General features: G+C 57.9%; 20 protein-coding genes and 1 pseudogene. 7 read left to right on the top strand and 14 right to left on the bottom strand.

All coding sequences use genetic code 11. The features are described 5' to 3' along the window. Window positions 1-69: 69 nt before the first annotated feature. The 3 genes and pseudogenes from ELE36_RS14270 to ELE36_RS14260 all read right to left on the bottom strand — a co-directional run. Window positions 70-798, bottom strand: a pseudogene (locus ELE36_RS14270) (YoaK family protein); the annotation flags it as partial. A gap of 166 nt (window positions 799-964) precedes the next feature. Beyond that, window positions 965-4,303, bottom strand: a complete 3,339-nt coding sequence (locus ELE36_RS14265) for an FG-GAP-like repeat-containing protein (protein WP_129834413.1) — start codon at window positions 4,301-4,303, stop codon at window positions 965-967. 168 nt (window positions 4,304-4,471) lie between these two features. Continuing rightward, window positions 4,472-5,261, bottom strand: a protein-coding gene (locus tag ELE36_RS14260) for an IS5 family transposase (protein WP_165371621.1) whose coding sequence is annotated in 2 segments (ribosomal slippage) — window positions 4,472-5,000 and window positions 4,999-5,261 — 792 coding nt in all. Because the reading frame shifts where the segments join, the coding sequence is not laid out codon by codon here. A 249-nt stretch (window positions 5,262-5,510) separates the two neighbouring features. Here ELE36_RS14260 and ELE36_RS14255 point away from each other — a divergent pair. Then, the gene (locus ELE36_RS14255; RefSeq protein ID WP_129834409.1) at window positions 5,511-7,952 is read left to right on the top strand and encodes a protein kinase domain-containing protein; all 2,442 of its coding nucleotides are present in this window, start codon (window positions 5,511-5,513) and stop codon (window positions 7,950-7,952) included. A 120-nt stretch (window positions 7,953-8,072) separates the two neighbouring features. Here the strand turns inward: ELE36_RS14255 and ELE36_RS14250 are convergent, their stop codons facing one another. Further along, window positions 8,073-8,618: an ECF-type sigma factor gene (locus tag ELE36_RS14250; RefSeq protein ID WP_165371620.1), complete on the bottom strand. Its 546-nt coding sequence runs from the start codon at window positions 8,616-8,618 to the stop codon at window positions 8,073-8,075. Between the two features lie 242 nt (window positions 8,619-8,860). Beyond that, window positions 8,861-9,637 carry a nuclear transport factor 2 family protein gene (locus ELE36_RS14245; protein WP_165371619.1) on the bottom strand — a complete coding sequence of 259 codons (777 nt, stop codon included), beginning with the start codon at window positions 9,635-9,637 and terminating at the stop codon, window positions 8,861-8,863. 354 nt (window positions 9,638-9,991) lie between these two features. Between ELE36_RS14245 and ELE36_RS14240 the strand changes: the two genes are divergently transcribed. Further along, entirely contained in the window at window positions 9,992-10,552 is a 561-nt protein-coding gene (locus tag ELE36_RS14240) for a hypothetical protein (protein WP_129834403.1), read from the top strand. Window positions 10,553-10,713: 161 nt separating this feature from the next. On the opposite strand, the gene ELE36_RS14235 is transcribed toward ELE36_RS14240, so the two are convergent. The 6 genes from ELE36_RS14235 to ELE36_RS14210 form a co-directional block, all read right to left on the bottom strand. Then, the gene (locus ELE36_RS14235; protein ID WP_129834401.1) at window positions 10,714-12,138 is read right to left on the bottom strand and encodes a DcaP family trimeric outer membrane transporter; all 1,425 of its coding nucleotides are present in this window, start codon (window positions 12,136-12,138) and stop codon (window positions 10,714-10,716) included. A 141-nt stretch (window positions 12,139-12,279) separates the two neighbouring features. Continuing rightward, window positions 12,280-12,936 (bottom strand): endonuclease III, encoded by a 657-nt coding sequence (gene nth / locus ELE36_RS14230; protein ID WP_129834399.1) that lies wholly within the window; start codon window positions 12,934-12,936, stop codon window positions 12,280-12,282. A gap of 85 nt (window positions 12,937-13,021) precedes the next feature. Further along, on the bottom strand, window positions 13,022-13,666 hold the full coding sequence (rsxB, locus tag ELE36_RS14225) for an electron transport complex subunit RsxB (protein WP_129834397.1): 645 nt from the start codon (window positions 13,664-13,666) through the stop codon (window positions 13,022-13,024). A 21-nt stretch (window positions 13,667-13,687) separates the two neighbouring features. Continuing rightward, the gene (metG, locus tag ELE36_RS14220) at window positions 13,688-15,826 is read right to left on the bottom strand and encodes a methionine--tRNA ligase (RefSeq protein ID WP_129834395.1); all 2,139 of its coding nucleotides are present in this window, start codon (window positions 15,824-15,826) and stop codon (window positions 13,688-13,690) included. 210 nt (window positions 15,827-16,036) lie between these two features. Further along, complete coding sequence (locus tag ELE36_RS14215; RefSeq protein ID WP_129834393.1) at window positions 16,037-16,441, bottom strand: hypothetical protein; 405 nt, start codon at window positions 16,439-16,441, stop codon at window positions 16,037-16,039. Between the two features lie 149 nt (window positions 16,442-16,590). Continuing rightward, window positions 16,591-17,013 carry a hypothetical protein gene (locus tag ELE36_RS14210; protein WP_129834391.1) on the bottom strand — a complete coding sequence of 141 codons (423 nt, stop codon included), beginning with the start codon at window positions 17,011-17,013 and terminating at the stop codon, window positions 16,591-16,593. 231 nt (window positions 17,014-17,244) lie between these two features. Here ELE36_RS14210 and apbC point away from each other — a divergent pair, with 231 nt between their 5' ends. The 5 genes from apbC to ELE36_RS14185 all read left to right on the top strand — a co-directional run bounded on the left by apbC (window position 17,245) and on the right by ELE36_RS14185 (window position 20,620). Continuing rightward, on the top strand, window positions 17,245-18,336 hold the full coding sequence (gene apbC, locus ELE36_RS14205; RefSeq protein ID WP_129834389.1) for an iron-sulfur cluster carrier protein ApbC: 1,092 nt from the start codon (window positions 17,245-17,247) through the stop codon (window positions 18,334-18,336). A gap of 72 nt (window positions 18,337-18,408) precedes the next feature. Further along, window positions 18,409-18,978: a dCTP deaminase gene (dcd, locus tag ELE36_RS14200; protein WP_129834387.1), complete on the top strand. Its 570-nt coding sequence runs from the start codon at window positions 18,409-18,411 to the stop codon at window positions 18,976-18,978. Window positions 18,979-19,043: 65 nt separating this feature from the next. Then, complete coding sequence (locus tag ELE36_RS14195; RefSeq protein ID WP_129834385.1) at window positions 19,044-19,448, top strand: hypothetical protein; 405 nt, start codon at window positions 19,044-19,046, stop codon at window positions 19,446-19,448. A 35-nt stretch (window positions 19,449-19,483) separates the two neighbouring features. Further along, window positions 19,484-19,846, top strand: coding sequence for a hypothetical protein (locus tag ELE36_RS14190; protein ID WP_129834383.1), 363 nt, complete (start codon window positions 19,484-19,486; stop codon window positions 19,844-19,846). Between the two features lie 135 nt (window positions 19,847-19,981). Next, a complete protein-coding gene (locus ELE36_RS14185) occupies window positions 19,982-20,620 on the top strand; it encodes a hypothetical protein (RefSeq protein ID WP_129834381.1) in 639 nt (212 codons plus the stop codon). A gap of 62 nt (window positions 20,621-20,682) precedes the next feature. Here ELE36_RS14185 and ELE36_RS14180 read toward each other — a convergent pair whose 3' ends face one another. The 3 genes from ELE36_RS14180 to trmY all read right to left on the bottom strand — a co-directional run bounded on the left by ELE36_RS14180 (window position 20,683) and on the right by trmY (window position 22,945). Continuing rightward, window positions 20,683-21,738 (bottom strand): GlxA family transcriptional regulator, encoded by a 1,056-nt coding sequence (locus tag ELE36_RS14180; RefSeq protein ID WP_129834379.1) that lies wholly within the window; start codon window positions 21,736-21,738, stop codon window positions 20,683-20,685. Continuing rightward, window positions 21,725-22,225: a hypothetical protein gene (locus ELE36_RS14175; RefSeq protein WP_129834377.1), complete on the bottom strand. Its 501-nt coding sequence runs from the start codon at window positions 22,223-22,225 to the stop codon at window positions 21,725-21,727. Before ELE36_RS14175 ends, ELE36_RS14180 begins: the two co-directional genes overlap by 14 nt. Before the next feature lie 126 nt (window positions 22,226-22,351). Next, window positions 22,352-22,945 carry a tRNA (pseudouridine(54)-N(1))-methyltransferase TrmY gene (trmY, locus tag ELE36_RS14170; RefSeq protein ID WP_129834375.1) on the bottom strand — a complete coding sequence of 198 codons (594 nt, stop codon included), beginning with the start codon at window positions 22,943-22,945 and terminating at the stop codon, window positions 22,352-22,354. Window positions 22,946-23,060: the final 115 nt, after the last annotated feature.

Genomic DNA, 23,060 nt, shown 5'->3' with positions numbered 1-23,060 from the left:
ATCGAGCCGAAAGATGCTTGATGTGCAATGAAGTGCTTAGTCGTATTTCCGACGATTAAATAGCCGCACGACATCGTCAACCGCAGGCACGACAGCGAGCGCAATCAGGATCAGTGCGAGTGGCACGGTCGACAGATAACCGAGATAGCGAAATCCGAACGCGCCGGTGATGCCGCCGAGAAAAAACGCGGACACCATCAAGCTCAGAAAATCGAGGCGATCGCGGTTCGCAAGCACCCTCGGTTGCTGTGCCGAACCCTTGCCGTTCCAGTAAAAAAGTTTGCCGAGTTCGATGCCGATGTCGGTGATCATGCCGGTGACATGCGTGGTGCGGATTTCCATCGCCGAGACTTTGGTAATCACCGCGTTCTGCAATCCCATGATGAAACACAACAACATCACCGTGACTGGAACGAACAAGCCGTTGATCGCCGAAAGGCGCGCGCCGAGCACACCGAAACCGAGCAATAAAAAGGCTTCGAGCAGCAGCGGAAACGCATATTCGCCTTGCAATTGATGCCGGCGCGCATAGTTGACCATTACCGCTGACGTTGCCGCGCCGACAAGGAAAGACAACAACGCGCCCGCGCCGGCCAGCGCAAAATCATAGGCGCCGAGCGCGAGATCGTCAGTCATCGCCGACAGGATCCCGGTCATGTGCGAGGTGTACTGTTTGACCGCGAGAAATCCGCCGGCATTGATCGCGCCGGCGACAAACGCGAGCGCCACACCGAGATGCCGATTGGCGCGGACACTGCGCTGTGATCCGGTCAATCGCCGCGCGTAATCAATCGGCATCGGCTGGTATCCGCGCCAATGGTGGTTGCGAACTGCAGCGTATCGTCACGCTGCAGTCAATTCAGTTCTGTTCGCATCCGCTGATGGTACGCGCTGCGCACGAGACAGTCTCGGCCTTGATCCGTCGCGACGAATCACATGCTCCAGTTTACGTGACGGATATCGATCACGGCTGCTCGAATCCGTCCGCAAAAATGCGATCCGAGAATGTCACAGCCACCGTGCAATTCGCCGTAATCGTATTGGTGGTGTATGTCGAATCGACCAAGGTGCCGCCGCAGGTGCCACCGACGATCACGATAAATCCGGCATTGGGTGTCACCATGAAACTGGTGGTTGCGCCGTAGTCGATATTTTGTGGTGTGTCCGGACTGATGCTGCCGTAATCACCGACACTCGGTGTGACGAGGTAGCTTTTGAGTGTGAAGCTGGCGACGACAGAGCAATCGGTCGTGATCGCGTTTGTCGTATACGTCGCGTCGACAAGCGTGCCGCCACAGGTTCCACTGACGCTGGCGCTGTAGCCAGTATCCGGCATGATCGTGAACATGGTTGTCGAACCGTGATCGATGTTCTGCGCCATATTCGGGCTGATGCTGCCATGTGCATCTGCGCTTGGCATGACGATGTGCGTGACTGCCGCGAAGCTTGCGATCACGGTGCAATTGGCGGTGATCGCTGCGGTTGTGTAGGTGGTGCCAAGGAGTGTGCCGCCGCAGGTGCCCACGACAGTCGCGACGTAGTTGGGCAGCGGCGTGACCGTGAAACTCGTGCTCGTTCCGTAGGCGACAGTTTGTGGACTTGATTGACTGATGCTGCCGTTTTCCCCGGCAGATGGTGTGACGATGAGATCGTGCACGATCGTGCCGGTCGCCGGACTGCCGGCGAGATTCGTCAGGATTTGCGAATTGAGCAGGATCGACAGCGAGTTGCTGCCGCCGTTCGTACTGACGATATCGACGCGGCCATCGCTATTGGCGTCGGTGGTGGCAATTGCGGTGGGCGAGCCGCCGATTGAGAGATACATCGGGCTGGCGAAATTGAGTGTGCCTGAAGCGCTGGTATTCAACAGCACGGCTGCTGTGCTGTTGCCCGGTACCGCGACGATCACGTCGGGTTTGCCATCGCCATTGATATCCGCCGTGGTCACTGCATACGGGTTGCCGCCATCGAAAGTTTGCTGTGCGGCAAGACTCACTGTGGCGCCCGGCGCTGTGGTGGTATTGAGCAGAATCGAAACCGTGCTGGATGCGTAATTCGCCACGACCACGTCGCGTTTGCCATCGCCGTTGAAGTCAGCGATCGCGACGCTGTACGGCTGGCTACCGACGCTGAGGATTTGCTGCGCGGCGAATGTCGGCGTGGTGGCCACGGTGGTCGTATTCTGGAACACCGAAACCGTGCCGTCATCCTTGTTGGTGACCACGATGTCGGACTTGCCATCGCCATTCAGATCGGCACTCGCCACTGCGCTCGGCGCACCACCGGCGGGCAAGCTCAGGTAAGCGGCGAACGATGGTGTTGCCGCGCCGGTGGTCGTGGTATTGCGCAGCACGGCGACATCATTAGCGCCGGCGTCCGCGACCAGAATATCGAGCTTGCCATCGCCATTGATGTCGGTAATGGCGATCGAGATCGGCGACGAGCCGGTATTGAACGTGGCTTGAGCGGAGAAGCTGGCCGTGGTCGCGCCGGTCGCGGTCTGATTAGTCAGCACCGAAACGGAGGAGCCAAAGAAATTCGCCACCGCGATGTCAGGCTTGCCGTCGCCATTCAAATCGGCAACTGCGACTGCCCACGGCAAACTGCTGGTGGCGAAGGTGCGGCGCGGCGCATAGCTGGTCGTAGCGCTGCCGGCCGGTGTGGTGTTGATAAATACCGATACCGTGTTGTCGCTGCGATCAACCTCGATCAGGTCGAGTTTGCCGTCGCCGTTGATATCGGCGCTGGTCACGCCGTTGGTATAGCCGCCAGTGCCGAGGTTCTGCATCGATGCGAAGCTGAGTGCGGGTGGCACCGTGGTATTCATCAGCACCGACACATCGCCACCGCTGGCGTTGACGGTCAGCAGGTCGAGCCGGCCATCCGCGTTCAGGTCGATCGCAAAGCCACTTTGCGGCGAAAATCCCGTGGCATATAGGTTTATGGTGAAGCCTGCCGTGCTGCTGCCGATAGCGGTGTAATTGGAAAATACCGAAAGTGTGTTGTCGAAGGAGTTGGTGACCAGCAGATCGGTTTTGCCATCGCTGTTGACATCCGCGCTGACGATCGAGGTCGGGTGCGAACCCGTCGGGAATATCTGCTGCGGCGCAAAGCTCGGTATGGCGGCGCCCGTGGTCGTGGTGTTGAGCAGGATCGAAAAAGTCGATGAGCCGTAGTTGGCTACCGCGAGATCTGGCTTGCCGTCGCCATTGATATCGATGGCGCTGACCCAGACCGGATTTGTCCCGGTAGCGAACACCTGTTGCGCGGCGAACGATGCCGTGGCCGCACCGTTGGCAGTGGTGTTGAGTAGTACCGACAGCGAATTCGACAAGCGATTGCTGACCACCAGATCCGGCTTGCCATCGCCATTGATATCGGTGCTAGTGATCGCGTCCGGAACCATTCCCGTGGCGAACGCCTGCGTGCCGAAGAAGCTCGCGCTGCTTGCGTCGACCGTCGTGCTGTTGAGCATCACCACCACCTGATAGTTGTTGGTGTCGGTCACGATCAGATCGAGTTTATTGTCGCCGTTGAGGTCGGTTGCCTTGAGCGATGATGGTCCGGCCACGGTGAAAACCTGCGTGGCGAAAGAGGTTGTGGAAGCACCGGTCGCGGTCGTGTTCATGAGCAGCGTGACTTTATTGTCGAACGGGCAGGCGAACACGACATCGGGTTTGCCGTCGCCATTGATATCGGCGGTGATGATGGATTGCGGCGCGCAGCCGGCATTGATGCTCTGCACTGCGCCGAAGCTCGGCGTGGCCGCACCGGCAGGCGTAGTGTTGAGCAGGAACGAGACCTTGTCGCTGCCGTAGCTGACGATGGCCAGATCGGGCTTGCCATCGCCATTCAGATCGGCAGTGGAGAGCGCGTAGACATCGAAACCGAGCGAGGTTTCCACATGCGCCGCAAATCCTGGTGCGATCAGATTGATCGTGCTGTCCAACAACATCTTGAAACTGTTTGAGGCGCTGGTCGGTGCGCTTGGCGTAATCGTCACCGGAATGCTGGCGCTGCTCGATCCGGACAGCAAACTCACTGAGCCGGTATTCGCGGTGTAGTCGATGCCGGCCATCGCGCTGCCATCCACGGTGTGATAATTCAGCACCGTGTCGTAGCTGATATCGCCACTGCGAGTGATCGGAAAATAAAGTGTGGTCGGTGCGTTGTCGACATGCACGCTAGCCGCAGAAATCGTCAGCGTGCTGCTGTCGGCAAATGCAGGCAGGGTCGCGCAGATGCCGAATACGAACGCTGCGAACCGACGCGGTACGCCACGCAAAAAGTGGATGATGTTCATTGATTTCCCCTCGCTTGATCGAGCCAAAAAATCGGCCTCTATTCCTCCTTACGTTTTTTTCGCAGGCAAACTGTCAGCTGGCGGAATTATTTTTCGGCGGATATGCGTCGAGCCAAGCCAGAGCTCAGCAGCGCGCGCTGGGGATTGCCGTTGTCGCTTAGAACCTGTTCAAAGTCTTTTGAGCAGTAGCGTGAGGAAGGCAAGGTGAATGAACTGGAGGCTGGTATTGAGCTTGCGCTCGCAGTTCTTCCAGAGTCGTCGGCATTTCTCCAACCAGGCGAAGGAGCGCTCGACCACCCACCGCTTCGGGATAACGGCGAAGGTATGCAATTCATTGCGTTGGGCGATCTGCACGGTGGCACCGATGGCGCCTTGGACCGCTTCGGCAAAGGGCTGGCCGACGTAGCCGCCATCCGCTAGGACACTTTGTACCCGATGTAGGTTTGCCTGACATCGATCCATCGCCTGCAAGGCGCCCTTGCGATCGGTGACTTCCGCTGTAGTCACCGCAATAGCGTGAGGCAGTCCCTGCGTATCCACGGCAATATGCCGCTTGATCCCCGAGACCTTCTTGCCGGCATCGTAGCCCTTATGCGTCGCCGTGTCGGTGTTCTTTACGCTTTGTGCATCAACGATCAAGAAGCTCGTCATGGCGTTGCGCCCCTGCTTGATACGCACCGCGCCCACCTGATTTTTTTAACGCCCGCTCCAGCAGGCTGATGCCGTTCTCGTCAGGCTCGCTCCAGATCGAAAAGTACGAATGTACCGTTCGCCATTTCGGAAACTCCGTGGGCAGCATGCGCCACTGGCAGCCGCTTTTGAGGAGGTAGCGGACCGCGCAAAATACCTCGTACAGATCCACCCGACGCGGGCTGGTCTTCTTGCGTGTGCTTTCCAGCAAAGGATGAATTTGCTCAAACTGGGCGCGACTGATGTCACTCGGATAGGTTGATCTCATTCCGCCAGTATCAGCACGCCGGTCTCATAGATTGAGACTTTGAACAGGCTCTTAGTCGAAACCGTTGCGGAAATGGCCAGCCTCGCAACGGAAACGAACCCAACGCCGGGCCCCATTCCAGCTTTCGTTTTTTCCGTGGACGAACTGTCACGGCTGCCAAAAAAATAGTTGAATCGGCATCGTGCAGAAGCCATCAAGCGTCTCGTGTATATGTACGACCGATGGCGCGATCGTGCACACTGAAGCATCATGATCGGGGGACGTATGCAGCACGAGCAATTTGCGCAGGTGAAGGCGTTGTTTACCGAGGTTTGCGATCTCGTCGAACCTGCGCGCAGCGAGCGGTTGCATGCACTGACCGATGCCCCGCTCGTGATCGCCGAAGTGCAAGCTTTGCTCGATCAGACCGCGAGCGATCCGGCCCGATTCGCGCAGCCGGTGTTGCAGGCATTGGCGCGGGCAGCAGGCGATGAATTGAACGTCGGCGACCGCCTCGGGGTGTGGACTCTCGTCGGTGAACTTGGTCACGGTGGCATGGGCTCGGTGTTCCGCGCACAACGCAACGATGGACACTTTGAGCAGATCGCTGCGATCAAGGTCTTGCGTGGAATTCCAAGCCGCGCCGCGCTGGAACATCTGGCGCAGGAGCGACAGATTCTGGCGACCTTGGCGCATCCGAATATCGCGCGCTTGCTGGATGGTGGCGCGACGCCGCTGGGCCAGCCGTATCTGGTGCTGGAATATGTCGAAGGCCAGCCGCTCGATCAATATTGCCGCAAGCACAAGTTATCGATTGCCGCGATCATCCGACTCATGATCGGGGTCAGTGACGGCTTGAGTTTTGCACATCAGCGGCTGATCGTGCATTGCGATCTCAAGCCCGGCAATATTCTGGTGAATGCCGAGGGCCGTCCGCTGTTGCTGGATTTCGGCATCGCGAATTATCTGCAGGGCGGCATGACGGCGGATACGCAAAACGCCGTCGGCGCGGAAGCTAGCAAAGCCTACACGCCGGGTTATGCCAGCCCCGAGCAACGCGCGGGGGCGGCGTTGTCAACGGCGACCGATATTTATGGCTTGGGCCGCGTGTTGCAGGATCTGCTCGCACGCGCGCCGAAGGCTGCGGCAATCGATGCGACGCACTTGCGCGCAACGGCCACTGGTGTGGATTTACCCGATGTTGCCGCGTTGTCGCCACGCTCCGATATCCCTGCCGCGCTATCGGCCATCGTGCAACGCGCGACCGCCGAAGATCCGGCGCAGCGCTATATCAGCGCGAGCGCTTTTGCTGATGATTTGCGGCGCTATCTGGATAATCTGCCGGTCGTCGCAATGGGCGCGAATTGGCAGTATCGCCTGCGCTGTTATCTGCGTCGCAATGCGCTGGTGCTGGCACTGGGTATGGCCGCGGTGGTGGCGCTGCTCGGCGGCTTGCTGAGTACGGCGCTAAGTTTGCAGGATGTCCGCATGCAGCGCAGTCGCGCTGAAGTTGCCGCCGCACGCGCCACGCGTACTGCGGATTTTCTCGGCACAGTACTGAGCGCGGTCGATCCTGATCGGGCGCACGATCTCGACAAGACCTTGCTGCATGAGATCCTCGACCAGGCTGCTATCAAGGCACAAACCGAACTGGCGAGCGAACCGCTGGTGCTGAGCCATATTGACGGTGTGATCGGCAATACCTATTACCAGCTCGGCGAATACGACAAGGCCCTCAAAAACCTGCAAGCGGCGCTGCTGCTGATGCCGCACGATAGCGTTCGCGAGCGCCTGGTCTTGCGCGAGAAAATTGCCGATGCACACGGTGGCAATCGCGAGGGCGAAAAGGCGATCGTCGAGTATGTGGATATTTACAAGGAGCGTCTTGCCGCCTTTGGTACGGATGATCGCGACACGCTGGAGGCGGAGGGATCGATGGCATTCCAGTGGGGCGAAAATGGCGACTACACGAAAGCCGCCGCGCAAAGTGCCGCATTGCAACCACGGCTGGAACTGCTGCTCGGCAGGAACGATCCGGTCACGCTGAGCAATCTGCAGAACCTGGCCATCGCGCGCACCGAATTGCATGATTTCCCCGCGGCGGAGGAAATTTTCAAAACCCTTGTGCAGCGTTACAACGATGCTTACGGCAAGGAGCACAGCAAGAGCATGAGCGTGCAAAACAGTCTCGCCATACTCTATTTGCGGCAACAGCGATTTGCCGATGCGGTGATATTGTTGCGCGAGTTGTATCCGATCTCGAAGAACCACTTTGGTCCGAACAGCTACAAGAGCATCAATTTCGCCTCGCTGCTCGGCAGCGCGCTGCGCCAGCAAGGCAAGCTCAAGGAAAGCGAGCCGTATTACCGGCTGGCGTTGGACAGTGCGCGGACGGCTTATGGCGACGACAATCTCATCACCCTGGCCTATGGGTTGAACTACGCAAACTTCGAAGTGGCCAGCGGCGCGACAACAGCAGCGCTGCAGCGATTACAGGAAATCGAGCCGCGGCTGGTCAAGGTTGTCGGCGCTGATCACCCGGATCTCGCTGAGTTGCACCGCACCCGCGCCTTTGCTTTGACTGCACTGAAACAGAACGAAGCGGCACGCAGTTCGTGGCAACACGCGTTGATTATTGATCGCAAGGTATTCGGCAGCGATACCCATCCGCAGGTATTGGAAGATATTGCGAAAATCGAAGCGCTGAAATAATGCCGTGCGAGTGCACCTGACAGCACGCTCCGTGCGTGAAAGTCGTTTTGGCGGTTGACTAGTGCGCGCCACGCAATCTGCAAAGTAGTGTGGATTTCTCGACGTTTTCGTATTGGCCGTTTATACGGCCATATCAAGTTCTTTGCTCAGCCACGCGCGCGCAAAACGCAGTTCGCGATCTACCGTGGATAGTGATACCTGCAGCACATCGACGATCTGGAAACGGTCAAGACCGGCGAAGTAGGTGAGGTGCAGCACTTCGCTGCTGCGCGCATCGAGCGCTTCGAGTTTGATCAGTGCCTGATCTAGCGACAGGATATCGGCGACGATCGATTCTTCACCGATGTCGGCGCGCGTCAGGGTTACGCGCACCGCATTGCCGCCGCGCTTCTGCGCCGAGCTAGCACGCACATGATCGACCAGGGTGGAGCGAATCAGCAGCGACATCGTGGCAAAAAAATGCGCGCGGTTTTTCCAGTCCATCGGCGCATCGACCACACGCAGCACCGCTTCGTGCAGCAGCTCGGTCGGTGCCAGCGTTGCGTTGCCGCCGACTTCGCGCAGGCGTTGCGCGGCAATCTGCTTGAGCTGCGCATAAACGCGATCGAACAGCGATGCAAACGCCTGCCCGTCACCGTGCTGCCACGATTGCAACAACTCGGTCAACGCCGGGTTTTTGATTTGCTCAGTGTTCAGCGCGTTTCCCCATTTCGATCGTGTCGAGTGCGCGACCGCATTGAGGTGAACATAGCATTGCTAGCGACGCGGTCAAGTTGCGTGATGCAGTGCTGTTCGTCGCGGAACGTAAAATCTTGTGATCGCCGGAGCTTTGCCCGAATGATCCTGTAGCAAGAATGAGAAAGTGGAGGGAGCATAAACCTTTCGTACGCAAATGGGCGTTGCAAAATTCAGCCGCTGGCGAGATCGCCTTTGCGCTGCCAGACCAAGTCTTCACCTTCGCGACGGTCGGCGAAACCCGTAATTTTACCGGCTGTGTCATGCAAAAAGACGCGACGAATACGCGGGCGACCCGGCGTGAAAAAGACATCTCGAATTTCCGCTTGCAACATCTGCGCCGGTCGGCCATCGCGTTCGGCAATCAGATGATCGCCATCACGACGAATGCCGACATGCGTCTGCGCACTCAGCTCGTACACGCCGGTATATTGGTCGAGTTCTGCGGCGGACAAGACTCCCTGCGGCGGATCTTTCGGAATCGCCAGCACCTGTGACGCGACCAGTTTCCAGCCAGCCGCAGTCTTGCGCCATGTGTCGGTGGCGCGATATCGCGCGTGAAGTGCGTGGCCTTCGGCATTCTCGCTTTCATTCATGATGTAGGTTGATACCGCGAAGCCGTCAAAAGGTACCAGCTTGAATTCCTCGATCTTGATGTTGCCGGAAAATCCCTTAGGTAGCGGCTTGAGGTCGGCCAGCAACTGCGTCTTGTTTTTCACTTCATTATCCTCGCTGACGTAGGTGAGTCCCGGGTCGGTGTAGCGATCCCATACCGCGGTGTTCCCCGGTGCCACTGCGTCGGCCATTTCCTGGGTCACGCGCTGCAGCGACGCTGCGTCGGCAGCGGCAGCGGTCGCGAAAACCGCGACTGGCGCGCCGGCCAAAGAAACTGCGATAACGACAGCGAAAAAAAAGGCACATTGTTGCGGCGATGAAATTTCAGAATTCATGGGATTCTCCAACGGCAGGTCGGCGCAGCGTCGCGCCCATATAACAGCCGCAGAAGTGTGGAAAGTCATGTCGTAGAAATATCGCTGTACAAACGTGCGCCAGCCGTTTTTGTACTCGTGAGCGGATGAGATTCGTCTCTGATCGCGTGTGTTTTTTAACCACGTCGCTCGCGTACGGTTGCCCATCATCGGCGCACGCAGAATTTTTGGCGATGACAGTTCGCTTGCGATAAAAACGATAGAGAAAATCAAGGGACGATACTTATTTGTCTCTGGCATGAGCGCAATCTGCAATCGCACGTGAATTCAGCGAATGCCGATCGCCTTTTCCGATATGTCATCTGGAGGTTTCACATGAGTGGTCAATCGGTTTGTATCTTGTCACCTGCGGGCGGTAGTACGCCGCTTTGCCTCAGCGTGAATGTCTATGATAACGCAACGATCATCGTCGACAATTTCTACGACGACCCTAGTCTTGGCTGGCTCAGCTGGACGTTATTTGATCTCGGCGATGGCAGTGTGGCTTTGTGGCACACCGATTACGCAGCGAAGCTCGTTGCGTCCGCCGATGGATCGTTATCGCTTCGTCCGGGCGATATGAGCAATACGCAAAGCTATGCTGACGATGAACGTTGGACCATCGTTCGCGCCGACACTTCTCCCGGCATGTGGGGATTCATCAAGAATTTCATCACCGATCCAACGCGCGGTTATACGGCTGGATTGGCCATCCGTCCTGCGTTGAACAGTGATCGTAACCTCAACATTCTTGGCAACGGGCCGTATAACCCCGGTAGCGTGGTTGCGGCGTGGGACGGCTGGGGCAACGGTGAACCGAACGAGGTCTGGGCGGTCGTGCCGTTTCCGACAGCGACGGCTGCGGAGGTGCAGCCAGTGGCAGATGCCGCGGAGTAGGGCGGTATGCCGCGTGATGCAAGTGGCGCCGACTCCTCAAATAAATGCGAAAAAAAACCAGGCGTCCGGTAGCACGGAAGCCTGGTCAATGACACGCTGGAGATCGCGAGCCAGAGGCGGCGAGTCCACGCGGGACTCGCTGTCTCGGCGTAAAACTTTTCTCAGAACGAATACTTGACGCTGAACTGCAGGCGATTCAGATCGCCGTCGAGACCGTTTTCGAGCTTGCGCCGGCCACACATCAACTCCGCACCGAGATCGAGTTTGGCGATTGGTGAATAGAAGATATTGGCGCGGATGCTTTCGGTCGATTTCGTCACGGCACCGCCAGTCAAGGCCAGATCGTTGTCGAAGTGATTCGCGGCATACATCACGTTGGTGCGCCATTCCTTGCTGAACACGTGGCGCCATGCGACATAACCGGCAACACCGCTGATATTGTCGACATTGCCATTGACATCAAGCACTCCGTCGTTGGCCACGCCTAGGCCGATGTAACGACCGATGCTGGACCCGCTGGTCAACTGATAACGCAAGTCATCGCTCGACCCGAGGATCCATTTGCCGCCAGCGGTAAGTGCACCGGCAATCTTGCTGTTATTGCGTGCGGGCACAGTTCCGGCTGCGGGTATATCGAGGGTCAGGTCACGCAACAAGCCGGCAACGCCGAACGTGCCCCACGAACCTTTCCAGTTGTAACGTGCAGTGAGGTCAGGCATCGCGCCGCGATCGGTATTGATCGCCGTGCCGCCCTTGTATGGCACCAAGGTAGTGTCGTGATTTTCCAATGACGCCGAGAAACCGCCATCGGTGTAGCGCAACTGGTTCTGGCGTACGAAGATCACGCCATCGGTCGGGCCGATGAAATCCACCGCTTCGGGCAGCGCGCTGGTATCCATGAAGTTCGACCAGGTCTGGCCGGCCAACCAGTTGTTCCAGTAGACAAACGCATGGCGCAAGGTTGCGCCGTAAGTGTTGGTGGCGACCTGAGTGCCGAGCGCGGTACCGAAGAAATCGTATTCGACAAACGCACCGACACGATCACCGGCATCGGTAATGCTGTCGACGCCGAAGTTGATGCGCGAGAACTTTGCATGCGCATCGAAATCGGTATGTGAACCATGCGCCGCACCGACCGGGATTTGACTCGGCAGATACAAATCACGTGAAACCGCGCCGTCGACCAGTTGGCCGCCGCTGGTACGCGATTCGAGAAAATCTGCCTTGATGAATCCGCCGAAATGGAACGTGGTATTCGGATTCGAGCCCGGCGTGATCGTGGTGTCCTGAACCGGTTTCTGATTCGGTGCTTCGGCGGCCAACACGTACGGCGATGGAACGGCTTCGGCGTGCTTTTTGGTGATGCCGGATGTGTCTTGTGCTGTGCGTGGCGCAGATGCCGCTGCTGGTGCTGTTTTCTGCTGCACGGCGAGCTGGTTGACGATGCGTTCCAGTTCGGCGACGCGTGCTTCGAGTGCTTTTTCATGAGCATCATCGGCGAGCGCCAGTTGTGGGCCGACCAATGCCGCTACCACGGCTAAAACCAATGCGCTGCGACGTAGCGCCTGTTGCGTTTTCATTTGCATGATGCACCCTCCCCGGTGTGTGTGACAGTTCCATGACAGCGTGCGCTGTGCTGCCGGGGCTAGCCATTCGCCTTTGGTCGAAGAACGAATGCTTTTCGACTAAAGTCCAATGCGGCAGACGTGCCTGTCTGTGGCCGATTTTTATTCGGAATGCGCCGCTGGCTTGCCGGGCGTCTTCATTCGGTATTCGCACAGGTCACGGATCACGCATTGCGGGCAATCCGGCTTGCGCGCCTTGCACACATAACGCCCGTGCAAAATCAGCCAGTGATGCGCGTCCTGCTTGAACTCGGTCGGCACGTGTTTTTCCAGGCCGGTCTCGACCGCGTTGACGGTTTTTCCGGGCGCGATACCGGTGCGATTGGCGACGCGGAAAATATGCGTATCAACGGCAATGGTCGGTTCGCCGAACGCCGTATTGAGCACGACGTTGGCGGTTTTGCGCCCGACACCGGGCAACGCTTCGAGCGCCTCGCGTGAATGCGGCACTTCACTGGCATGTTGCTCGATCAGGATACGACACGTGGCGATCACGTTTTTCGCCTTGGCGTTATACAAGCCGATCGTGGCGATGTAGCGCTTCAAACCGACCTCACCCAGCGCGAGAATTTTTTCCGGCGTATTCGCCACCGGATACAACTTGCGCGTCGCCTTGTTGACGCCGACATCGGTGGATTGCGCCGACAACATCACCGCGATCAGCAACTCGAACGGCGAGATGTAAATCAACTCGGTGGTCGGATGCGGATTGAGCTCGCGCAACCGGCGGAAAATCTCGCTGCGTTTGGCGCGGTTCATCGCAGCGCGCCGTGGCGAAGTAGCAAGGCGATGCAGCTCGATAGATTCGAGGCGCGCCGGTTTGGCGGAAGCGATACGGCTGAGCTCATGATTCGTTCTTGCTGCCGTCGCTCGCCGTATCGATTTGCAACGCCGCTTTTTTCGCGCGTCCGCGCGCAATCGCGGCGAGCACGCTGGCTTGCGTGACCTCGGGTTTTTTCAGCACCGCCTTGCGCGCTTCGATGCCGGCCAGATGTTCCGATGCATTCCGTTCAAGCCGCACATTGCGCGCTTGAAATCGTGCTCGCGCGTGCAGCGGACGCAACGGCAGATCGGGTCGCGGCGGCATCGTGATGCAATCCACCGGGCAGGGCGGAATGCACAGTTCGCAGCCGGTGCATTCATCGATCAGGATCGTGTGCATGAGTTTCGCCGCGCCGATGATCGCGTCCACCGGGCAGGCCTGAATGCACTTGGTGCAGCCGATGCAGACGTCTTCATCGATCAACGCGACTGCGCGCGGTTTTTCGATGCCGTTGGCTGGGTTCAGCGCGATGACCTCGCGCCCGAGCAGTGCGGCCAGTGCACGCACACCCGCCATGCCGCCGGGCGGACACTGGTTGATCTCGGCAACGTTCGCGGCGATCGCGTCGGCGTACGGACGGCATCCTGCAAAACCGCATTGTCCACACTGCGTTTGTGGCAGCAGGTCGTCGATTTGATCGGCGATGCGATCAGCGGAAGCGAGCATGATCTGCGTATCGACGGCCGATTATTTGACCGTCATGCCGGGCAACGCGCCAGCATCCGCATCGAGCAGGAACAACGTACCGTCGCTGCCGCCCGCCGAGAGAATCATGCCTTCGGAAACACCAAAACGCATCTTGCGCGGCGTGAGATTGGCGATGAAAACCACGTTGCGTCCGACCAGTTTTTCCGGCTCAGCATACGCGGCGCGAATGCCGGAAAAAATCTGGCGCTGGCCAAGATCGCCGGCATCGAGTTGAAAGCGCAGCAGCTTGTCCGAACCTTCGACGAATTCGCAGACGAGCACCTTGCCGATACGCAGATCGAGTTTGGCGAAATCATCCATCGCGATGATCGCGGGTGGCGATTGCACGACGGGCGATGCGTTAGTCGCGGTTTTCGCGGCAGCGGGTTTCTTTGCCGGCGCGGTATTCGCCGCCGGTTTTTCGACGGCGAGGGAATCTTTCGAGGCTTCGATCATGGCTTCGATATTCTTGGAGTCGATGCGTGTGATCAGCGACTGAAATGGTTGGATTTGCTTGCCTAACAACAGGGTCTCGGCCTGCAGGAAATAATCAAGTTTTTCGCCGAGAAACGTTTCGATGTGCGTCGCCGTTGCCGGGATGATGGGTTTGAGATAAATCGTCAACAGGCGGAAAAAATTGATCGCCAATGTGCAGACCTGATGCAGCAGCTTGTGCTGCGCCGGATCTTTGGCGAGCTTCCACGGTTGCCACCCGGCGATGAGTCCGTTGATATAGTCGGCCTCATTCATCACATCACGCGCGATCTGGGCGAAGTCGCCTTCCTCGTAGTAGCGTTTGTGCGATGAAATTTGCTCCAATCGATTTCTCGCAAACTCGTAGTGCGCGTGCAAGTCCGCATCGATTTCTGCGGCCAGTCGGCCATCGAAATGCTTTTCGATAAATCCCGCGCAGCGACTTGCGATATTCACGAATTTGCCTACCAGATGCGAATTGACGCGATCTTCGAAGGCTTTCAAATCGAGATCGATATCAGTGGGTGCGGCGCCAAGCATCGTCGCAAAGTAATAACGCAAATACTCCGCGTTCAAACCCGCATCAAGATACGTGCGCGCCTGGATAAACGTGCCGCGCGACTTCGACATTTTCGCGCCGTTGACGGTGAGATAACCGTTGACGTGCAGCGCGGTCGGCTCGCGGTAACCCGCGCCTTGCAACATCGCCGGCCAAAACAGGCCGTGAAAGTTCACGATGTCCTTGCCGATGAAATGATGCAGCTTGCTCTCGGCGAGAAAGTCCGGATCGTCGGGCCGCAAAAACTGATGGAACGACGCCGGCGTCAGTCCGTTGGCGCGGCCTTTTTCGCTCGCGCAATATTTCTTGAAACTCGCGAGATAGCCAACCGGCGCGTCCAGCCAGACATAGAAAAACTTGCCGGGCGCATCCGGAATTGGAAAGCCGAAATACGGCGCATCGCGTGAGATGTCCCAGTCACGCACACCACCTTCGGAATCCAGCCACTCCTTGAGTTTTGCCTTGACCGAAGGATGCGCGACATCGCCGGCCAACCACTCGCGCAGGAACTGCGCAAACTCGCCGACCCTGAAAAAATAATGCTCCGAATCGCGCAACTCCGGCGTCGCGCCGGAAACCACCGAGCGCGGATTTTTCAGGTCGGTCGGTGAATACGTGGCGCCGCAATTTTCGCAATTGTCGCCGTATTGATCCGGCGTCGCGCAGACCGGACATTCGCCCTTGATGTAGCGGTCCGGCAGGAACATTTCCTTGATCGGATCGTACAGCTGGCGCACTTCGCGCCGCGCGATTTTTCCGGTGTCGCGCAGGCGCGTGAAAATGTGTCCGGCCAGTTCCTGGTTTTCCGGCGAATGTGTGGTGTGATAAAAATCGAAATCGACATGGAATGCCGCGAAATCTTTTTCGTGACCGGCCTGAATATCCTTGATGAATTCCTCGGGCGTGATGCCGGCTTTTTCCGCCGCCAGCATGATCGCGGTGCCATGCGCATCATCGGCACAGACAAAATGCACAGTGTCGCCGGCCATGCGTCGCGCTCGCACCCAGATATCCGCTTGGATATAGCCGAGCAGATGGCCGATATGCAGCGGGCCATTCGCATAAGGCAGGGCACTGGTGACAAGAAGCTGGCGAGCGTGAGTCATTCCGCTGGGATCCGTTGATTATCGATGGGGTGATTATCGCATGCCATAGCGTGATGGCTGCATGCGTAGGGTTTGGGGCGTCGCGCCAGCTGTGCTGCGCGGAATCTAGATATAGGGCGGTAGCGGATTCGCGCAACCCGATCGCTGGATCATCGCGTTTTCGCGATAGCTCCTGATCTTCTTCCCGTCATCACTAGATTTCGAAAAAACTCAAAACTCATCGCAGCCGAATTTCGCTAGCGCACTCTTGGCCGCCTCGCGTGCCATGCCGCAGCTCTCGGCCAGCTTTGCGGTGTTGCCCATGCCGTTCGCGGCTTTTTGCAGCGCGGTGAGCCCTTGCATGTAGGCCTCGCGATAACGCGGTTGATCACTCGCCGGAACCTTGGTTTCGATGCAGGTGCGATACAGCGTGAGATACGCATCGCACTCGCGCACGCCGACCTTTCCATCGCCGTTGAGCGGTGTCGATGCGATGGTTGGGGCGGGTGTCGCTGCATTGGCCGCTGCTGCTGTCGGCGCATCTGCCGCTTTTGCAGACGGTGCTTTTTTATCCTGACATCCGACCAATACAACAAACAGCATAAGCAGTACAGGGATACGAGAAACGAGTCTCATTGCTTTCAATTCCAGAGGTGGGCGCAGCAAATCAGAATGCCCGATTTGCGACCATCGATGCAACAACGCCAGCCCGTGTCTACCGAGCTGGCGTTGCTGGATCAAGCAAGATCAGGCCGCATGAAACACGGTCTGAGTTTTTACGTATCTTACAAATCGGTACAGCCGTACTGGGTCATCGCCGTCTTGGTGGCGGCCTGTGCCTGCATGCATGCGGTTACCAATGCGGACTTGCCCGACGGGGAGGCCGCCGCAGCACGCCACGCGTTACGCGTCTGTTCGAGGCCTTGGTTGAACGCAGCGCGCGCCGCGTCTGGCACCTTGCTGCTGATGCAGGTTTCGTATTTGCGTAGATAGTCGTCGCACTCTGGCACACCGATATTCTGCACGACCGGAATCGGCGCGTCGGCAGCGACCATGGGTGCAGCTGCAGGCGTGACGGTAGGCGGCGGAGTTGGCGCGACTGGCTTCACCGCAGCGGGTTGAGCTGCCGGGGGCGGTGCCTCTTTCTGACACGCGCCGAGGGCGAGGATCAGGGCAAACGGAATGAGCGATCGGGTTATGCGATTCATGGATAATCTCCGTGGTAGGGCAAACAAGTTCATTCTCGCGCTTAAGTACGCACGCGCTTTCAGTTTAACGCCCCGCGGCAGCGAATACGAACGCAGCAAGGTCGAGCGAGTCAGGCGCAGTTAATCGATACGGCGCGGCAGAATGTTTGCGCTGGCGCGTGTCTGCGGCGGGTCTGTCCGCTACAATCGCGCCCTCGCGCTTGGCGACGACGCTGTCCAGAGTCACACCCCATGAGTTCAGTTTCACAGGAAAAAGTCAGACAATTGCTTGATACCGTGATCGATCCGCATACCGAGCAGAGTTTGCTCGCCAGTGGCGCGGTACGTGGCGTAGGTGTCGATAGCGACAAGGTCACGGTGGATATCCTGCTCGGTTATCCGGCAGCCACCTGGAAGGACACGCTTGCCGCGCAGATTCAAGCCACCTTGCTGGCCGATCCGGCGATCAGCGCGGCCACGGTCAGCGTGGCGTGCCGCGTATTTGCGCACAAGGTGCAGAAAGATCTGACGCCGCTGCCGAACGTCAAGAACATCATCGCCGTGGCGTCGGGCAAGGGCGGTGTCGGCAAATCCACCACCGCGGTAAATCTCGCGCTCGCGCTGCAGGCGGAAGGCGCAAACGTCGGTGTTCTCGATGCGGATATTTATGGCCCGAGCGTGCCGCGCATGCTCGGCCTGAGCGGCAAGCCGGATTCAAAAGACGGTCGCCTGATCGAGCCGAAACGCAATCACGGCCTGCAGGTGATGTCGATCGGTTTCCTGATCGAGGAAGACACACCGATGATCTGGCGTGGGCCGATGGTGACGCAGGCATTGCAGCAGTTGCTCAACGATACGCAGTGGGTCGAGCTGGATTATCTGGTGATCGATCTGCCGCCCGGCACCGGCGATATTCAATTGACGCTGTGCCAGCGTGTGCCGGTGAGTGGCGCGGTGATCGTGACCACACCGCAAGACATTGCATTGCTCGACGCGCGCAAGGGTTTGCGCATGTTCGAGAAAGTCGAAGTACCTGTGCTCGGCATCGTCGAGAACATGAGCACGCATATCTGCAGTCAGTGCGGCCACGAGGAACACATTTTCGGTGCCGGCGGCGGCGCGGCAATGGCAGCGCAATATCATGTGCCGATGCTGGGTTCGTTGCCGCTGGATATCCGCATTCGCGAGCAAGCCGATAGCGGTACGCCGACGATGGCGGCGGCACCCGATTCGAACATTGCCGCGGCGTATCGATCGATCGCGCGGAATACCGCGGCACGGCTCTCGCTTAACGCACGCAACAAGTCGATTCAATTTCCGAATATTGTCATTCAAAATACCTGAGATGCAGTACACGATGTCGCTGGATTTGTTGTCGACGTCGTTGCACTACGCTCACCAAATCGAGATTCAGGCATGTCGATAAAATCAGATCGTTGGATTCGCGAAATGGCCCAGCAGCACGGCATGATCGAGCCGTTCGAGCCGGCGCAGGTGCGCCAGAACGCGGGCGGCGGACGCATCATTTCGTATGGCACATCGAGCTATGGCTACGACGTGCGTTGCGCCGACGAGTTCAAGATATTCACCAACATCAACTCGACCATCGTTGATCCGAAGAATTTCGATTCGCGCAGTTTTGTTGATGTGCAATCCAACGAATGCATCATCCCGCCGAACTCGTTTGCGCTCGCGCGCACGGTCGAATATTTCCGCATTCCGCGCAAGGTGCTGACGATCTGCCTCGGCAAATCGACATATGCGCGCTGCGGTATCATCGTCAACGTCACGCCGCTGGAACCGGAATGGGAAGGCCACGTCACGCTGGAATTTTCCAATACCACACCGCTGCCGGCGCGTATTTTTGCGCATGAAGGCGTCGCGCAGATGCTGTTTCTGGAATCCGACGAGGAGTGCGAGACCAGCTACAAGGATCGCGGCGGCAAATATATGGGGCAACGTGGCGTGACACTGCCGCGCGCCTAGAATTTCACTAAATAATTCACCACGCGATGTAAGATTCGCATCGACTTTTGATTGGAGATACCTGAATGCAATTGCCAAAATATTCCTTCGTATTGCGCTCGATCGCGGTATTTTTATTATGCGGTGTGCTCGCCGCCTGTCTCGGGCGTCGCGACAAGGGCGATGAGCTGCTGAAGACCACCGATATTCCGCAGAGCTATGATCTGGTGCTGCACGCGGACAAGGATGGTCAGTTCGATCTGGACGGCGCCACCTTGGCCTCCGAAGACCTACGCAGTCACCTTCGTTATCTGGAAGAACAGCACAAGGTTGTCAAGACGGTGCTGCTCAAGCCCGGCGAAAAGTACAAGATCAAGGGCACGCATATCAACGAGCTGGCGAAGATCGGCTATCAGTTCAAATTCCGTGCATTCATCGACGCCGATGGTGATGGCAAGGTTTCGGAAGTTCGCGCTCGCGCCGTAGAGTAGTCCATGCCATCAGCACGCAATCCGAGGAGAACACCATGATCAAACGTTTTTTGCTAATCACGCTGAGTGCACTCGGCATTTTGTCCGCGACTGCAGCGTTCGCGAGTGACGAGCGCGCTTTCGTCACGCCGGAAAAAGACGGCCAGTTCACGATCGAACGGCAGAAGATGCCGAAGAATCAGTTGTTGGCGTATCTGGCCGATTTGCAGGAACGCAAACACATCACCGCGGTGGTGCTGAAGCGTGCGAGCAACGCGACCGACATGCAGAAACATCTGATCAAGGAAATGGGCGATCACCTAAAGATCGAGGCTTTATCGGACGAGAGCGGTGATCTGAAGCCGCTGGTTGATCCTACCCCGATCGCGCCCGCTGCTGCGCCCGCATCCTCTTCCTGATGCCAATGCTGGCAGCTTTTCGAGCCGCCAGCATTGCACTTTATGGTTTTGCTGCGGTCACAGCAAAACCTCTTGAAAACTTCTGCGTCGATGCCTGCTTTTTTGCGTAATTCATTTTTTATTATTGCCGTCTTGATGTTGTCGACAACGGCTTCCGCGCAGAATCCGCTCGGCTGGCTGGTCGACAAGCTGCCGTTTGTGGGCGACAAAAAATCCGCGGACGAAGCTCCGCCACCGCCCAAGGATGCGCCCGAGGCGATCGCGCCGATTGCGTTGAGCAAGGGCGTGCCGTATCGGTTTGGTGTGCGTGATACTTCGCCTGCGATGGATTTTTCCGAGGGCAAGAGTCATTACCGTCGTATCGATCTGCTGCGTCCGCTACCATTCGCCGCGTTGCGTATCGAAACCATCACCCAAGGCAGTGGCAAATCCAAATCCGTGCTGAAGCCGATCGTGTATGTGCTCGACGATGCCGAAAAACCGCGCGACACGGTCAAGGTCGACAAACTCGCGCTCGATATTCGCCCGTTGCAGGCCACGCGTCTGGTGAGCTGTGTCAAGCTCAAGAACGTGCAGCATTTTGCGTTGGCCAGCGTCGCCGATGACAAGAATTCCGCGTTCAAGGGTGCCGCGCGCGACAAGGTCGATGCGCCCACCAAGGGCGGATTTTATTACGCCACCGACGGCATGCAGGCGGCGATTGCGTATGCGCGATTCGGCGAAGTCGAACTCACGATCAACGAACTGGCATCGGAAAAAGACGACTGCCAGTGATTCGTCCGTGATCGGACTTGGCTGCCCAACGCCATCACTAACTCAGCGCGGCGAGAAAAATCTCAGCGCCCGCGCGCGCGAAACCGCTCGCGATAGCTGTTCGGAGTTATGCTCGTGACATTCTTGAACAGGCGACGAAAGCTGCTGATATCCTGATAACCGCAGCGCTCGACCACTTCATCGAACGTCAGCTTGGTCTGCTCCAATAACGCCTTGGCGCGCTCGACGCGTAATTTCTGCACGAACTCCAGCGGCGTTGCGCCGAAACTTTCGTGGAACCGACGCAGCAAAGTGCGCTCACTCACTTTGCAATGTTCGGCGAGCGCGACCACGCTGATCGGCTGATGCAGATTGCGCTGCAAATAAAGTTCGGCGCTCTCGCTGAAAGCATGTCGCGGTTTTTGTTCGAGGACACGATTGATATACGGCGCCTGGCTATGACGGCTCTGATCAACCACCATCAGCCGACCGATATTATCGGCCATATCCTTGCCCGCGCTCTGTGCGATCAGCGCCAGGCACATCTGCACAAAACACGTTGCCGCCCCGGCCGTCATCACTGCGCCCGAATCGACCACAATGTCGTCGGCAGACAAATTCACGTTCGGATATTGATGGCGGAACGCCGCCGCCAGCCACCAACTGGTGGTTGCGCTAAGCCCGTCCAACACGCCGGCTTCGGCCAGCAGAAAGGTGCCAGTGCAGCCCGCGGCAAGACGCACTTGCGCGTTTGCGGCGATACGCAGCAGATCGATCTCCGCGTGGAGTCGCTGAAAGTTCTGCTGCGATGGCCCGCTGTATTGCATTCCAAGCCCCGGCACGATCAGCACGTCGAATGCCGCAGGGTCGAACCGCACGGTCTCGAAATGCACGCCGTGTGCCGCGCGAATCATGCCGCCTTTGCTGCTGGTGGCGACTACCGAATACGGCGGCGCATCGCCCGGGCGGCGCAAGTGAGTGAGCTTGTTGGCAACACGAAAAATATCCAGCGATTCCGTTACCGACGACGCCATGCAATCCTCGAATACGAGCGCGCCGATGCGCGTCGTGCTTGCTGTATTCGCTGCCGCCGCGGTTGAATGCGGAGTCGTTTCAGCGACATGGTTATTGCCGTACATAAACCACTCCGCCGCTGCGCGCGGCCAGCCAAGAAAGTGTGTGCGCCGGGATCGCTACCGCATCGGGCGTGCCGCGTTCACCGCAAGCAATAAGCGCGCGCGGATGGGGAAGGGCATTTGCATCGCCAGCATCGAGCGGTGCCAGACTGACTTGCGCATCGCGACCCGCAGCGTGCGGTTGTGCGATTACGCGCCAGCGTCCCGGCGCCAAAGTCGATACATCGTCATGGCGACATGCGAACGCATCAAAGGACCACTCCGCCGCGCCGGTTTTGCTGGTTTCGAAATAACGCAGGCGGCGATCGCCGAGCTGCCATTCCAGCGCATATGGCGGTGCCGTTTGCGACTGACCGGTATTCAGCGCGGCCAATGATTTCGACTGCGCCGCAAACCCCAACAAGCCCGCCACGACGATCGCCAGTGCAGCTGCGCTCAGCAGCTTCAATGCGTGGTTGCAGACCCAGATCAAATTTGTTTTCGCGTTCATCATCACACCCGTTAGCCTATCGACGGTGCCCAGATTACGCCGTGTCCTCATGCGGCGCAGGTGGCTAAAGCGCAATTGTAATGGTGAAATCCGCCAAAGCAAAAAATTGCAACTTACCGCTTTCCGCTAGCGCTGATCCAGTTCGTGATGGATCAACACAACACATTGCGACGCAAACAGCATGGTCGATCCCAGCGTGATTTTCCTCGCACCGAGGCGTTCGAGGCTGTGGAAAGTCTTTTTCGGCATCGGAATATGATCGGTCAGCAGGAAGCACGGATTGCCTTGAAACACCTGCTCACGAATCGATGTGCCTTTCCTGTCCATCACAAACAACTGATGATCTTCGGCCAGCTCCTGCACCAGCCGCTCGAAGCTCACGGTGCGCACCGTAACACCGGATTCCACCGGTCGGATTTCATCCTTGCCCATGCCTTTGGATGTATCCAGCGCCTTGGCGATCTTGCCGAGCAGCGCCTGTTCGTTGAAGCCGCTGATCTCATGCATGGCGTCGATATCAAATCGGATCGTGCGCGAATAATCCGGGGTGCTTTCCAGCACCAGATAGACCACAACCTTGGCGCGATGTGATTGGGCGACGAAGATCGCGTTCATCAACGTGTGCGCCAGAATTTCGGTGTGCGCGTCTTTGCCAACGGATGCCAGCAGCTTCAGGCTGTCCGTGGGGGCCGCGCGTGCTCTCAGTACAAAAGTTCGCATGTGCGTCGTAACCGATTCATCATCGCCGCACGATACATGGCTTGCGAAAAAAGTGTCAGGGGCAAATTTTGATGCGTACTGATTCAACGCCTGCTTGAAGCTATTCACGCTCGTC

Origin of the sequence: Pseudolysobacter antarcticus, from assembly GCF_004168365.1 — a bacterium.
Classification (GTDB): domain Bacteria; phylum Pseudomonadota; class Gammaproteobacteria; order Xanthomonadales; family Rhodanobacteraceae; genus Pseudolysobacter; species Pseudolysobacter antarcticus.
The sequence above is the reverse complement of the archived record's forward strand: the minus strand, read 5'-3'. Positions and strand labels throughout refer to the sequence as shown.

Excerpts from the sequence above, each read along its gene's own strand:
- ELE36_RS14265 (WP_129834413.1), bottom strand. The coding sequence starts at position 4,303 with ATGAACATCATCCACTTTTTGCGTGGCGTACCGCGTCGGTTCGCAGCG.
- ELE36_RS14255 (WP_129834409.1), top strand. The coding sequence starts at position 5,511 with ATGATCGGGGGACGTATGCAGCACGAGCAATTTGCGCAGGTGAAGGCG.
- ELE36_RS14245 (WP_165371619.1), bottom strand. The coding sequence starts at position 9,637 with ATGAATTCTGAAATTTCATCGCCGCAACAATGTGCCTTTTTTTTCGCT.
- ELE36_RS14240 (WP_129834403.1), top strand. The coding sequence starts at position 9,992 with ATGAGTGGTCAATCGGTTTGTATCTTGTCACCTGCGGGCGGTAGTACG.
- ELE36_RS14235 (WP_129834401.1), bottom strand. The coding sequence starts at position 12,138 with ATGCAAATGAAAACGCAACAGGCGCTACGTCGCAGCGCATTGGTTTTA.
- nth (WP_129834399.1), bottom strand. The coding sequence starts at position 12,936 with ATGAACCGCGCCAAACGCAGCGAGATTTTCCGCCGGTTGCGCGAGCTC.
- rsxB (WP_129834397.1), bottom strand. The coding sequence starts at position 13,666 with ATGCTCGCTTCCGCTGATCGCATCGCCGATCAAATCGACGACCTGCTG.
- metG (WP_129834395.1), bottom strand. The coding sequence starts at position 15,826 with ATGACTCACGCTCGCCAGCTTCTTGTCACCAGTGCCCTGCCTTATGCG.
- ELE36_RS14215 (WP_129834393.1), bottom strand. The coding sequence starts at position 16,441 with ATGAGACTCGTTTCTCGTATCCCTGTACTGCTTATGCTGTTTGTTGTA.
- ELE36_RS14210 (WP_129834391.1), bottom strand. The coding sequence starts at position 17,013 with ATGAATCGCATAACCCGATCGCTCATTCCGTTTGCCCTGATCCTCGCC.
- apbC (WP_129834389.1), top strand. The coding sequence starts at position 17,245 with ATGAGTTCAGTTTCACAGGAAAAAGTCAGACAATTGCTTGATACCGTG.
- dcd (WP_129834387.1), top strand. The coding sequence starts at position 18,409 with ATGTCGATAAAATCAGATCGTTGGATTCGCGAAATGGCCCAGCAGCAC.
- ELE36_RS14195 (WP_129834385.1), top strand. The coding sequence starts at position 19,044 with ATGCAATTGCCAAAATATTCCTTCGTATTGCGCTCGATCGCGGTATTT.
- ELE36_RS14190 (WP_129834383.1), top strand. The coding sequence starts at position 19,484 with ATGATCAAACGTTTTTTGCTAATCACGCTGAGTGCACTCGGCATTTTG.
- ELE36_RS14185 (WP_129834381.1), top strand. The coding sequence starts at position 19,982 with ATGTTGTCGACAACGGCTTCCGCGCAGAATCCGCTCGGCTGGCTGGTC.
- ELE36_RS14180 (WP_129834379.1), bottom strand. The coding sequence starts at position 21,738 with ATGTACGGCAATAACCATGTCGCTGAAACGACTCCGCATTCAACCGCG.
- ELE36_RS14175 (WP_129834377.1), bottom strand. The coding sequence starts at position 22,225 with ATGAACGCGAAAACAAATTTGATCTGGGTCTGCAACCACGCATTGAAG.
- trmY (WP_129834375.1), bottom strand. The coding sequence starts at position 22,945 with ATGCGAACTTTTGTACTGAGAGCACGCGCGGCCCCCACGGACAGCCTG.